Annotated in this window: 10 protein-coding genes; 8 read left to right on the forward strand and 2 right to left on the reverse strand. The window is 65.7% G+C overall.

The window, feature by feature from the left end; all coding sequences use genetic code 11:
- Nucleotides 1-327 precede the first annotated feature (327 nt).
- Genes KV397_RS00165 through KV397_RS00180 form a run of 4 tightly spaced genes read left to right on the forward strand, consistent with a single transcriptional unit; the run spans nucleotide 328 to nucleotide 4,419 of the window.
- Nucleotides 328-1,257: an ATP-grasp domain-containing protein gene (locus KV397_RS00165; RefSeq protein WP_194239308.1), complete on the forward strand. Its 930-nt coding sequence runs from the start codon at nucleotides 328-330 to the stop codon at nucleotides 1,255-1,257.
- The gene (locus KV397_RS00170) at nucleotides 1,254-2,498 is read left to right on the forward strand and encodes an ATP-grasp domain-containing protein (protein ID WP_153243167.1); all 1,245 of its coding nucleotides are present in this window, start codon (nucleotides 1,254-1,256) and stop codon (nucleotides 2,496-2,498) included. Before KV397_RS00165 ends, KV397_RS00170 begins: the two co-directional genes overlap by 4 nt.
- Nucleotides 2,495-3,748 carry an MFS transporter gene (locus tag KV397_RS00175; RefSeq protein WP_205802356.1) on the forward strand — a complete coding sequence of 418 codons (1,254 nt, stop codon included), beginning with the start codon at nucleotides 2,495-2,497 and terminating at the stop codon, nucleotides 3,746-3,748. The genes KV397_RS00170 and KV397_RS00175 overlap by 4 nt, the downstream gene beginning before the upstream one ends.
- On the forward strand, nucleotides 3,748-4,419 hold the full coding sequence (locus tag KV397_RS00180) for a 4'-phosphopantetheinyl transferase family protein (protein ID WP_131493274.1): 672 nt from the start codon (nucleotides 3,748-3,750) through the stop codon (nucleotides 4,417-4,419). The genes KV397_RS00175 and KV397_RS00180 overlap by 1 nt, the downstream gene beginning before the upstream one ends.
- 152 nt (nucleotides 4,420-4,571) lie before the next feature.
- Here the strand turns inward: KV397_RS00180 and KV397_RS00185 are convergent, their stop codons facing one another.
- Both KV397_RS00185 and KV397_RS00190 read right to left on the reverse strand, forming a co-directional pair.
- Complete coding sequence (locus KV397_RS00185) at nucleotides 4,572-5,489, reverse strand: DUF808 domain-containing protein (protein WP_131493276.1); 918 nt, start codon at nucleotides 5,487-5,489, stop codon at nucleotides 4,572-4,574.
- A 78-nt stretch (nucleotides 5,490-5,567) separates the two neighbouring features.
- A complete protein-coding gene (locus KV397_RS00190) occupies nucleotides 5,568-6,293 on the reverse strand; it encodes a FadR/GntR family transcriptional regulator (protein WP_227991857.1) in 726 nt (241 codons plus the stop codon).
- Between the two features lie 130 nt (nucleotides 6,294-6,423).
- Here KV397_RS00190 and KV397_RS00195 point away from each other — a divergent pair, with 130 nt between their 5' ends.
- The 4 genes from KV397_RS00195 (at nucleotide 6,424) to KV397_RS00210 (ending at nucleotide 11,906) form a co-directional block, all read left to right on the forward strand.
- Complete coding sequence (locus tag KV397_RS00195; RefSeq protein WP_261811876.1) at nucleotides 6,424-8,022, forward strand: ABC transporter substrate-binding protein; 1,599 nt, start codon at nucleotides 6,424-6,426, stop codon at nucleotides 8,020-8,022.
- Between the two features lie 77 nt (nucleotides 8,023-8,099).
- Nucleotides 8,100-9,056, forward strand: a complete 957-nt coding sequence (locus KV397_RS00200; protein WP_153243164.1) for an ABC transporter permease — start codon at nucleotides 8,100-8,102, stop codon at nucleotides 9,054-9,056.
- Between the two features lies 1 nt (nucleotide 9,057).
- The gene (locus KV397_RS00205; RefSeq protein ID WP_261811877.1) at nucleotides 9,058-11,109 is read left to right on the forward strand and encodes a dipeptide/oligopeptide/nickel ABC transporter permease/ATP-binding protein; all 2,052 of its coding nucleotides are present in this window, start codon (nucleotides 9,058-9,060) and stop codon (nucleotides 11,107-11,109) included.
- A complete protein-coding gene (locus tag KV397_RS00210; RefSeq protein WP_131493284.1) occupies nucleotides 11,106-11,906 on the forward strand; it encodes an ABC transporter ATP-binding protein in 801 nt (266 codons plus the stop codon). The genes KV397_RS00205 and KV397_RS00210 overlap by 4 nt, the downstream gene beginning before the upstream one ends.
- The last annotated feature ends 9 nt before the right edge of the window (nucleotides 11,907-11,915 follow it).

Below are 11,915 nucleotides of genomic sequence, written 5' to 3' on the forward strand. Positions count from 1 at the left end.
GTGATCACTTCGGGCTCGACGGCGTCGAGAAGCTGGTTCGAATCGTTCGCACGAGCATGTCGTGACAAGGGAATGCTGATCTGCGGTGTGGAGTTCGAGGGCGCACTTCGCGCTGGTCGCCCTCCCATCGTTCTCGATCACGTCGTCACCATTCCCGGGCCGTATGCGCGAGAAGTTTCGTCGGAGTCTCTGGGGCACGTCGCTCGAGCTCTCCGACGGGCGCGTGTTGATGACATCGGGCTGGTCACGGCCATTCGGGAGAACTATCAGCTTCTCTCCGCGCAGATCGGTGCCGAGCTCGGTGCTCGGAGCAACAGCGTCGATGTGGTGAAGACGATCCAGGACAAGCCGGCGTGCAGGGAGGCTCTTCGCAGCGCCGGCATTCTCCAGCCTCAGAGCTATCGAGTTGTCGCCCGAGCGAATGGCGGCAACGTCCTCGTCTCGGAGGACGGCGACGACGTGTCGGCGCAGGAGATCCACTCAACCAGCGGCTGGATCCTCAAGCCGGCGACGGGGATGGGCAGCGCTGGAGTTCGGTATCTCAGCTCCACGGCCGAAGTCATCGACGCGCTCGCCGCGTCGGAGGCGGAGGGATACTGCGCGGAGGAGTTCGTGACGGGCGAGGAGTTCTCGGTCGAAGGCATCACCGTGGACGGAGTCGTGCGAGTCTACGGCGTGACGACAAAGGCGAAGAACACAGGATTCGTCGAGATCGGTCACCGGTTCCCGGCTCACCACCCTCAGCTGCCCGGAGATGAGGAGATCTCTCGTCAGCTGCAGCGGTGCGTCGACGTCCTCGCCATCGAATGGGGGCATCTCCATGTCGAGTTCTGGGTGCGTGATGATGGGTGCCTCGTGTGGGGAGAGTTCCATGTGCGCCAAGCGGGCGGTCTCATCGCTCCCGACATGATCGAGGCAGCACGACCCGGCCTGAGTATCTACGATGAGCTCATCGACTCGTTGAGTGGGCGTTCTCTGCCGGCGCTTCCCCAGAAGAAGGCATATGCGGCCGTGGATTTCATCGAGTCCAAGCCTGGTCGCGTGATGATGGCCGGAGTGAATTCATCGTTGCCCCCTGCATCGTCGGTTCACTGGGAGTACGGCGTGGGTGAGTACGCCCCACCCGTCAACGGGCTCCGAGCGAACATCGCCGTGATCTTCGCGGGTGCAGACACCGTGGAGCATGCCGAACAGATTCTGCGATCCGCACGTCAGGCGTGCAGTTTCGCTGTCGATTCCGTGGAGGACATAGCATGACTCGCAGAACGGCGATGGTCGGCATAAACCGCAATGCGACACAGCAGATGCACGCTTCGGGAGCGAGCCCGAGTCATTACTGCGAAGAGCGTGAAATCTGGAACGCGAAGAGTCTGGGGAAGTGGCTTTCCGATATCGGTGTGGTCGAGGCGCGCCCCCTGTGGTACGAGTACCAGCACGAGCCGCTCGAGGTTCCGCCTTCGCTGGTGCGCGATCTTCAACGAGACGGCGTGGTGGGGATCCTCCCCGGGCTCGAATATGCGGTGGAAGGGGCCGCGCAACTCGCTCTTGCGATGGACCTTCCCGGCGCGGGTGTCCAGGCGGCTCGCACGTTAAGGAACAAAGCGCTTCTGCGGGAGACCACGTCATCATACGACTGGGGCTCTGTGGCCTTCAGGCTGGTGTCATCGCCCGAAGAGCTCTCCGACTTCCTCGCCCGTCAGGCGGACAGTGCGATCGTCAAACCGGTCGATCGACAGGGGAGTCTCGGTGTGGCACGAGTGGATCGGCACTCGGATGGGCCGGCGCTCTGGAACGACATTCTCAGTGCATTCGAGAAGGATCAGACAATCACGGGATGGTCAGGACAATCCCGGGCGCTAGTCGAAGAACTCCTCGTCGGCGATGAGTGCAGTGTCGAAGCGCTGGTGAGTGACGGTCGCGTGCAGTGGGTCAACCTCACTGCGAAGCATGTGCTTGACAGTCGTCATCGAGTGGAGATCGGTCACGAGATCGTCGCGGTCGAGGACTGGTGCCTCCCTGTCATGCAGGAACTCGTATCGTCCATCGGCTTCGAGTTCGGGTTGCTGCACGCTGAGTTCATGAGAACCGCTCAGGGACCGCGCTTGATCGAGTGCGCGGGGCGGCCCCCCGGCGATCAGATCCTCAACCTGATCGAGCACGCTTGGGGTTTCTCTCCAACTGCGGCGTGGAGTGCGATCATGTGCGGCGGTTCCTTCGCATTCCCGGATCGAGCGTGGGGAAGGGCTTCCGTCGCATTCATCTATGCGGATGTCGACGGGAAAATCGTCTCGGACGTCGACGCAACGATGCTCTCACCAGAGTACGTCTCGTCGTACACCGGTGCTCGAGGAGACATCGTGCGCCGACCCCGGTCCTCGTGGGACCGCCTCGGATTCGTGGTGAGTGCCGAGGCACTGGGAGCCCGTGGCCTGTACGACGACGCGCGCGAGCGAGCAGATCAGCTTCGACCAAGAGTCGAGAGCGGGATGCGCGATTGAACGATTCCGCGGAGCCCGCCAAGCAGGAGGCCCATCAGGCGCAGGGCGTTCGCGCGCGCCTAATGAGCCTCATCTCGGCCGACCAGATTCTGAGCCAGGGAGCCTACTTCGCTCTGGTCCCCATCCTGCCGCTCCTGCTCACGATGAGGCTAGGCGACGACAATGGTCTTTGGGCGGCGTGGGCCATAGCCGCGCTGACTCTGATGACGCGTGGCGGTTCGCTCTTCGTCTCGCCGGTTCTGCACCGGCTGTCGGTCCGTGCGAGTCTGCGATCTGCGCTCGGCCTGATCGCGATCGCCTACGGTGTCATCGCGATCAGCGAGAGCCCGCTCGTGCTCGTCATGGCGCTGGGCTTGGCGGGACTGGGATTCAGCACCAACGGGACATCGGTTCGCAGCTTCGTGGTGCTGTCCACCGCCGATCGTGCACGACAGAATAGATGGTTCTCTGTCATCCAGGTCGTGGCCAACAGTTGCGCCGCGCTCGGGCCGATCCTCGGGAGCTTTGTCTTCGATGGCGGTCTGTACGTACAGTTCCTCATCGGTCTCAGCGGGGTCTTCATGCTGGCTGCGGTTTTCGTGCCCTTCACAGTGCCGCGGGATGTGCTCCTCAGCCACGGGTCCAACCGGCCACCGCTCACATGGGGAATTGTACGCGAGCTCCTAAGAACGCCGGAGGCGCGTCGAATCACCCTTATCGCCACCTGCGGCAGCGTGCTCATGGGACAGTTCTTCTCGAGCTTCGCGCTGGTCTTTTCTGCTGTCTCAGACGATCCTCTGACGCGGGCACTCTTTTACTCGCTGAACGGTGTGCTGGTAGTCGCTATTCAGTTGCCCGTCTCGTTCGTCGTTGAAAAGATGATGAGGAGACGAGTCTCCCTCCTGGCGATCCTGCTCGGAGGCGTGGTGATTCTGGGTGGAGCCATGATCTTCTTCATTTTCGAGAAGGGTGAGTTCGCGGTCCTCCTGATTGGCATCGGCGTCGTGATCTTCTCGGTGGGAGAGACTGTCTTCACACCCGTGCTGAACGTCGTCTTCTCGAACGCCTCCGCCGGGCGTCCCGTTGTCGAATCGATGAACATGAGGCAGCTGACTTCGGCTGTCGGAGAGAGCCTCGGGTCGTGGGCAGGGCTTTCCGTCTTTCTGTTCGTGTCACAGGCGGGTCTCGCTCCTGCCTACTGGCTTCTTCTCACGTCTCTGGCAGGCGTTGCCATCGCAGCGTTCGTGGTGCGGCCCGTGAGCAGGCTCTGATGTCCGGCGAGATGGCTCCCGAGCCGAATCTGCTCGACCGTCTGACGCCCGATGAGGTCATATGCGTCGAGAGTTTCGGGCCCGGGGTGTCTGGCGGGCTCCGTTCCGACGAAACGTCGTTCATCGAAGGAAGTGTCGAGTCCCGGCGACGCGAGTTCGCTGCGGTCCGGTCGTGCGCTCGGGAAGCGCTGGGAGCCCTGGGGGCGCCCGTCGGCTCGATTTTGCCCGGACCCGGAGGCGCGCCTGTGTGGCCGGATGGCGTGGTGGGATCCATGACTCATTGCGCCGGCTTCCGTGCTGCTGCGGTGGCGCCCAGCCGCAGGGTGTACGCGCTGGGGATCGATGCGGAGGTGAATGAACGCCTCCCGGATGGCGTCGCCTCGGAGATCGCTGATCCTTCCGAGTGGGCGCGCCTCGATCGGCTTCCGGACCGGGGAGTGGCGTGGGATCGACTCCTGTTCAGCGCGAAGGAGTCGACGTTCAAGTGCTGGTATCCCGCGACTCATCGGTGGGTGGGCTTCTCTGACATCGTGGTCGACCTCGATGTCTCGGGATCTTTCAAAGCCCGACTCTCGCCGGGTCTGGCGCGTGGCGCAGGCTTTCCCCGCAGCGTCGTTCGTGGCAGGTGGGGACTCCTCGGGACAGTCGTGGCGACCGCCGTCGTCCTATGACGGCGTGCGTCCAGGTCAGATGTGCGCCCGCAGTGAGTGCGTGTAACAAGCCGAGGCTCTTGGCTGCTTCTCACTTGACCAAGTAGAGAGCGGGTGGTCGTCTGAATCATCCCTGGCTTGATGCCGCCACCGTGAGCGCTGCTCCGCTCCGCTCAGACGTGCAGGTCGGCGGGGGACGCCTCGCCCTCGTGGAAGTTCGGAGTCTTGCCGAAGAGCCGGGCGATGCCCAGAACGATCCCGACGATCACCAGCCCGAGCGCGAGGCCGGCGATCGCCGACACGATCGTCTCGACCACCCAGACCACGAAACCGCCGAACGGCTCCAGCGCATGCTCGATCCCGTGCAGCACGTCGACCGGGAAGTGCCAACCCACCTCGCCGAGGTTCACCAGCACGAGGTGACCGCCGACCCAGAGCATCGCGACCGTGCCCAGCACGCTGATGAAGCGGAACACCGCAGGCATGGAGCGGACGATCCTGGTGCCGGTGTGACGCACACGCTGCACCGGGTTCTTCGCCATCTTCAGGCCGATGTCGTCGATCTTCACGAGCAGTGCGACCGCGCCGTAGACGACGCCCGTCATCAGGAGGGCGATCACGGCGAGGATCGCCAGCGTCGCCCAGATGTCGAGCCCCTTCTCGAGGCTCGCGAGAGAGATGAGCATGATCTCGGTCGAGAGGATCAGGTCGGTGCGCACGGCGCCGAGCACCAGCTTCTTCTCGTCGCGGGCGCCCTCATCGGCGTGACCGTGCTGCACCCCGAACCATTCGAGCACCTTCTCGGCGCCCTCGAAGCACAGGTACGCCCCGCCGAGGATCAGCAGATACGGCAGCACCCACGGCGCGAACGCGGTCAGCAGGAGCGCCGCCGGGATGATGATCAGGAACTTGTTCGCCAGCGACCCGAGAGCGATCTTGCCGACGACGGGCAACTCCCTGGCCGGTGTGAGACCTTGCACGTACTGCGGGGTGACCGCGGCGTCGTCGATCACGACGCCGGCCGCCTTGGCCGACGCCTTCATCGCGGCGCTCAGGATGTCGTCGACGACGGCGAGCAGTCCAACGGACATGGGCGGTTCCCCTCGAGAGGTTGCGGTGCGGAGGCAACTCTATCGATACGGAGGACGTGTTCCGTGCGGTGTCGCGGCTCAGCCCTGGGCGTCGGCCTCCGCGCTCGCCAGCACGCGCTGCAGCGGCTGGTAGTGCTCGATGACCGCGCGTCGGTAGCGCTCGACATCGCCCGAGCGTGCGGCCTCGAGCATGTCGCCGTGCGCTTTCGCTGTCTTGTGGATGTCGTCGGGTTGAGGGATGCCCAGCTGCGGGAGCACGGCGGTGTGCACATCCCAGAAAGCACCGACGAGCTGTCCGACCAGGCGGTTGTCGATCGCGCCGAAGAGTCGAGTATGGAACGCACGGTCCTCGTCGAGGAAGTGCTCCCCACGCCCGGCTTTGTCGACCATGTCGGCGACGAGTGCATCCAGTTCGGGATCGGGGTCCTGCTGGGCGGCGGCCACCACGCGTTCGGCCATCGACAGGTCCAGCGCCAGGCGCACCTCCACGACCTCGCGCAGTGCCTGCAGGGATCCCTCCGGCGACAGCACCCCGCGGAACACGAGGGCTTCGACCATCGGATCCAGCGACATCGCGCCGACGTAGGTGCCATGCCCGTGACGCACATCGACGATGTCGAGCGTGGAGAGCGTGCGGATCGCCTCACGCACGGAGGATCGCGAGACGTCGAGCTCGTCACAGAGCTCCGCCTCGGTCGGCAGCGGGTCGCCCGGCGTGAGTCCGCGGGTCAGGATGAGCTGCTTGATCTGATCCGCCGTGGTCGAGCGCCGCATGCGTGACGCCCTACTCGTGGTGGACTTCATGGGGCTCCTTCTCGTGCCTGGCAGAAACGCTCCGATCATCTCACCCTTGTGATCTGATCGAACCTGTGTTTAGAGTACATCAGACATCAGATGTCCTCAAGATGTCCACCCCCACCACCCTGGAGCACACATGAACCGATACATCACCCGCCGCCGCGCGGGTCGATTCGCGATGGCGGTCGCCGGCACGGTCGCCGCGTCCGTCGCCCTCGCCGGCTGCGGCGCAGGCACCACCAGCACCCCCGACGGGAGCGCTGCGGCAAGTGAGATCGACCCCGACGGCATCATCGAAGCGGGTATCTCGTACACGCTGAACGGCAGCTTCGACCCGATGGTCGCGTCCGGTGCCGTCACGGTCTCGGCGAACTGGCACATCTTCGAGGGACTGATCGACCTCGACCCCGTCACGCAGAAGGCGGCGCCGGCCCTCGCGGCCGACTTCCCGACGAAGGTCGACGACACGACCTACGAGATCGACCTGCGTGAAGGAGCGACCTTCCAGAACGGCGACCCGGTCACGGCAGACGACGTCGTCTTCAGCTACGACCGTGTGCTCGACCCGGACAACAACTCGCTCTTCCTGTCGTTCGTGGACTTCATCGACACGGTCACCGCGGTCGACGACGACACGGTGCGGATCACCACGGACTACCCGTTCTCGCTGATCGACGATCGTCTCGGCGTCGTGAAGATCGTTCCGAAGTCGGTCGTCGAAGCCGACCCCGAGGGTTTCGCTGCCAACCCGGTCGGCTCCGGCCCGTACTCGTTGGTCTCGGCGGTCCCCGAGGACAAGCTCGTCTTCGAGCGCTACGAGGACTACAACGGCCCGCGCCCCGCGCTCGCTGCCGGCATGAACTGGAACCTGCTCGCCGACGCCTCCGCCCGTGTGACCGCGATGTCCACGGGAACCGTGCAGGCGATCGAGGACGTGCCGTACATCGACGTCGACACCCTGGCTTCGGCAGCCGACGTCGAGAGTGTGCAGTCGTTCGGCCTGCTCTTCATGATGTTCAACACCAAGGCTGCGCCGTTCGACGACGTCCGCGTGCGTCAGGCCCTGCACTACGCCCTCGACATGGACAAGATCATCGGCACCGGCATGCTCGGAAACGCCACCCCGGCGACGTCGTTCCTGCCGGAGACGTACCCGAACTACCACGAGGCCTCCACGGTCTACACGTACGACCCCGAGAAGGCGAAAGAGCTGCTCGCGGATGCCGGCGTCTCCGACCTGTCGATCACGCTGCTCACGACCGACACCGGATGGGTCAAGGAGGTCGCTCCGCTGATCAAGGAGTCCCTCGACGCGATCGGCATCGACACCACGCTCGACATCGGGCAGTCCGCCTCGATGTACGAGAAGGTCGACTCCGGTGACTACACGGTCGCCGTCGCGCCGGGCGACCCCTCGGTCTTCGGTGTCGACCCCGACCTGCTGATGAACTGGTGGTACGGCGAGAACGTCTGGACCCAGACCCGCACGAACTGGGCCGACTCCCCGGAGTACGCCGAGTTGCGCACGCTCCTCGACACCGCCGTCCAGCAGGAGGGCGAGGAGCAGCAGAAGTCCTGGGACCAGGCCTTCGATCTGATCTCCGACGAGGCCGTGCTCTACCCGCTGTTCCACCGCAAGCTGCCGACCGCGTGGAGCGGCCAGGAGCTCGTCGGATTCCAGCCCGTCCCCACGACCGGACTGTCGTTCCTCGACGTCGGCGTGGCGGCGAAGTAGCACCCGACCGACCCCGGCGGGGGTGCACTCACCCGAGGAGCGCACCCCCGCCCCACCCCACCCGGAAGGAGCGGCACGTGTCCCACACGCTCCGCCTCATCGGCCGGCGACTGCTGCAGCTGCCGCTGATGATCCTCGGCATCACGTTCCTCGTGTTCTTCGTGATGTCGTTCTCTCCCGTCGACCCCGCGCGCACCGCGCTCGGTGAGACGGCGTCACCCGAGGCCCTCGAGGCCTACCGTGAGGATCACGGCCTCAATCTTCCCCTGTTCGCCCGCTATGTGAACTTCCTCTTCGGACTGGTGCAGGGCGACCTCGGCACCTACTCCGCGCGCAGCCTCCCCGTGATCGACGAGGTCGCCCGCGCCTTCCCGGTCACCCTGGCGCTCACCTTCCTCGGTCTCATCATCGCCGTGATCGTGGCGTTTGCGATCGGCGTCCTGGCTGCGGTGTACCGCGACCGGTGGCCCGATCAGGTGATCCGCGTCTTCGGCGTCGCCGCGCTCTCCACGCCGTCGTTCTGGCTCGCCATCCTGCTCATCCAGGTCTTCACCCTCGGCCTGAACCTGCTTCCCGCCTCCGGGCCCCTCCCCGACTTCTGGGCCGACCCCGCCGGATGGTTCGCCCGGATGGCGCTGCCTGCCATCGCGCTCGCCGTGCCGGTGATCGGGCAGCTGTCCCGCGTCGTGCGCACCTCGATGGTCGAAGAGCTCGACCGCGACTACGTCCGGACCGCTCTCGGTGCCGGCATCCCGCGGGTGATCGTCGTCGGACGCAATGTGCTGCGCAACGCCCTGATCACTCCGGTGACGGTGCTCGGGCTCCGCATCGGCTACCTGCTCGGCGGTGCGGTCGTGATCGAGATCATCTTCGCGATCCCCGGGATGGGAACACTCATCCTCAACGGCGTGACCAACAACGAACCCAACCTCGTGCAGGGCGTGACGCTCGCCGTAGCGCTGGCCTTCGTCGTGATCAACATCATCGTCGACCTCCTGTACGTGCTCATCAATCCTCGAATCCGGGCGGTGTGACATGCGACGCAAACTCACGGAACGGCTCTCCGTCCCCGGCCTCCGCTGGGGCCGACTGTCCCTCGGGTCGATCATCTGCATCGCGGTGCTGGCGATCATCGGTCTGGCCGCGATCTTCGCGCCGCTCATCTCCCCGTTCGATCCGCTGGCGTCCGGCACTCCCGTGCAGCCGCCGAGCGCGGAGCACTGGTTCGGCACCGATCGCCAGGGCCGCGACATCTTCTCCCGCCTGGTGTACGGAGCCCGCTACTCGCTCGTGATCGGCATCGGCGCGACCCTGGTCGCCCTGCTCGCCGCCTGTGTGCTCGGGACCATCGCCGCCACGGCGCCGAAGTGGATCTCCGAGACGCTCATGCGGGTCATGGACGTCATCATGTCGTTCCCCGGCATCGCGCTCGCCGCCGTCTTCGTGGCGGTGTTCGGCAAATCGCTTCCGGTGCTCGTGCTCACGATCGCGTTCCTCTACGTGCCTCAACTCACTCGCATCGTCCGTGCGAACATCCTCGACCAGTACGGAGAGGACTACGTCTCGGCCGTGCGAGTCATGGGTTCGGGGACCCCGCGCATCATCGTCCGTCACGTGGCGCGCAACGCGATGGCCCCGGTGCTGGTCTTCGCCACCGTGCTCGTCGCCGACGCGATCGTGTTCGAGGCCTCGCTGTCGTTCCTGCAGGCCGGGGTACCGGATCCCGAGCCGTCGTGGGGCAACGTGATCGCCGCCGGACGCAACCTGCTGATGAGCGGCGCATGGTGGGCGACCTTCTTCCCCGGCATCCTCATCATGCTCACGGTCCTGTGCCTCAACATCCTCTCCGAGGGGATGACCGATGCGATGGTCTCGCCGCGAGCGCGCAAGATCACGACCGACGCCGCCAACACCGAGGAGTCGACCCACGAGCTCGAGGTCGCTGCCGTGGCGGACGACACCCACGTGATCCCCACCGTCGACACGGCGGTGAACCTCTCGGTGCCGAGCGGGGTGCCCGACACCCTGGTGCCGCGCGCCGAGGCCGTGCCTCTCGCCGAGCGACTGACCGAGCTGCGTCAGCGCGAGTTCTCGCGCACCGACCGACTCGTCTACACGGGCGATGACAGGCCGTTGCTCGACGTGCAGGACCTGTGCATCTCGTTCCCCCGGCACGGCGACGTCGACGTGGTCGATCACGTCAGCTTCACGGTGCGTCCCGGCGAGACCATGTCGCTGGTGGGGGAGTCCGGCTGCGGCAAGTCGATCACCTCACTGGCGATCATGGGCCTGCTCGACCCGAAGGCCGACATCCGCGGGCGCATCCTGTTCGACGGGGAAGACCTGTTGCAGATGGCCCCGAAGGAGCGCAACGCCCTGCGCGGACACGACATCGCGATGGTGTACCAGGACGCACTGAGCTCGCTCAACCCGGCGATGCTCATCCGCTCGCAGATGAAGCAGCTCACCTCGCGCGGCGGCACCCGCACCGCGGCGGAACTGCTGGAGCTGGTGGGACTCGACCCCGACCGCACGCTCGCCTCGTACCCCCACGAGCTCTCGGGAGGTCAGCGTCAGCGCGTGCTCATCGCGATGGCCCTGACCCGTGACCCGCGACTGGTCATCGCCGACGAACCGACCACCGCCCTCGACGTCACGGTGCAGGCGCAGGTGGTCGAACTGCTCATGCGTCTGCAGAAGGAGCTCGGCTTCGCGCTCCTGTTCGTCTCGCACGACCTCGCTCTGGTCGCCGAACTCACCCACCGCATCACCGTGATGTACGCGGGGCAGGTCGTCGAGCAGGGCACGACCAGGGAAGTGCTGACCCAGCCCGTGCACGAGTACACCCAGGGTCTCCTCGGCGCGGTGCTCTCGATCGAGGCCGGGTCCGACCGGCTGCACCAGGTCTCCGGCGTCGTGCCGTCACCGCGCGACTTCCCGGCAGGAGACCGCTTCGCACCGCGCTCCAGCGATCCCGTGCGGTACGCGGGGGTCACCCCGGTGCGGCGACACATCGAAGGCACCGAGCACTACTACTCCGCGCATCCGGACGATGCGCCCGTTCAGGCGATCGGAGCAGGGCGATGAACGAATCCGTGATCGAGCTCAAGGACGTGCATGTCCGTTACAAGACCCGGGCCTCCTCGCTCTTCCGGCCCGAGTACGTGGATGCACTCGCGGGCGTCTCGCTCACCGTGAAGCGCGGGCAGACGCTCGGCATCGTCGGCGAGTCCGGTTCGGGCAAGTCGACCTCGGCCAAGGTGCTGATCGGTCTGGAGAAGCCCACCAGCGGACAGGTCGTGTTCGGCGGGGAGCCGGTGCGGTCCTTCACGCCCGCCGTGCGCAAGCGGCTCGGACGCATCCTCTCCGTCGTGTTCCAGGATCCGGCGACCGCCCTGAATGCACGGATGACGGTGCGCGACGCGCTCCTGGATCCTCTGCAGGTGCACCGGCTCGGCAGCCCGTCGACCAGGAACCGGAAGGTCCGTGACCTGATCGGTCTCGTGGGGCTCCCGGCATCCGCCCTGGACGCCTTGCCCAGCCAGCTCTCCGGTGGTCAGCGTCAGCGCGTCGCGATCGCGAGAGCACTCGTGCTGGACCCGCAGGTGATCGTCGCCGACGAACCCACCTCGGCGCTCGACGTGTCGGTGCGCGCGCAGATCCTCAATCTGCTCACCGATCTGAAGGAGCAGCTCGGCCTCGGCATGGTCTTCATCTCCCACGACATCCAGACCGTCCGCTATCTCTCCGACGAGATCGCCGTCATGAACAAGGGGCGGGTCGTCGAGTTCGGCGATGCGGCCCGCGTGTTCGAGGCCCCCTCCGACGACTACACCAGAACGCTGCTGGGCGCTGCGCCCTCGCTGCTCGAACCCCACCACTGAAACGACCGG

The organism is Microbacterium aurugineum, from assembly GCF_023101205.1.
In the GTDB taxonomy this organism is placed as follows: Bacteria; Actinomycetota; Actinomycetes; order Actinomycetales; family Microbacteriaceae; genus Microbacterium; species Microbacterium aurugineum.

What these genes read in the sequence shown, in the direction of transcription:
- KV397_RS00180 (WP_131493274.1), top strand. Translation starts at nt 3,748, where the DNA reads ATGTCCGGCGAGATGGCTCCCGAGCCGAATCTGCTCGACCGTCTGACG.
- KV397_RS00185 (WP_131493276.1), bottom strand. Translation starts at nt 5,489, where the DNA reads ATGTCCGTTGGACTGCTCGCCGTCGTCGACGACATCCTGAGCGCCGCG.
- KV397_RS00210 (WP_131493284.1), top strand. Translation starts at nt 11,106, where the DNA reads ATGAACGAATCCGTGATCGAGCTCAAGGACGTGCATGTCCGTTACAAG.
- KV397_RS00190 (WP_227991857.1), bottom strand. Translation starts at nt 6,293, where the DNA reads ATGAAGTCCACCACGAGTAGGGCGTCACGCATGCGGCGCTCGACCACG.
- KV397_RS00195 (WP_261811876.1), top strand. Translation starts at nt 6,424, where the DNA reads ATGAACCGATACATCACCCGCCGCCGCGCGGGTCGATTCGCGATGGCG.
- KV397_RS00205 (WP_261811877.1), top strand. Translation starts at nt 9,058, where the DNA reads ATGCGACGCAAACTCACGGAACGGCTCTCCGTCCCCGGCCTCCGCTGG.
- KV397_RS00170 (WP_153243167.1), top strand. Translation starts at nt 1,254, where the DNA reads ATGACTCGCAGAACGGCGATGGTCGGCATAAACCGCAATGCGACACAG.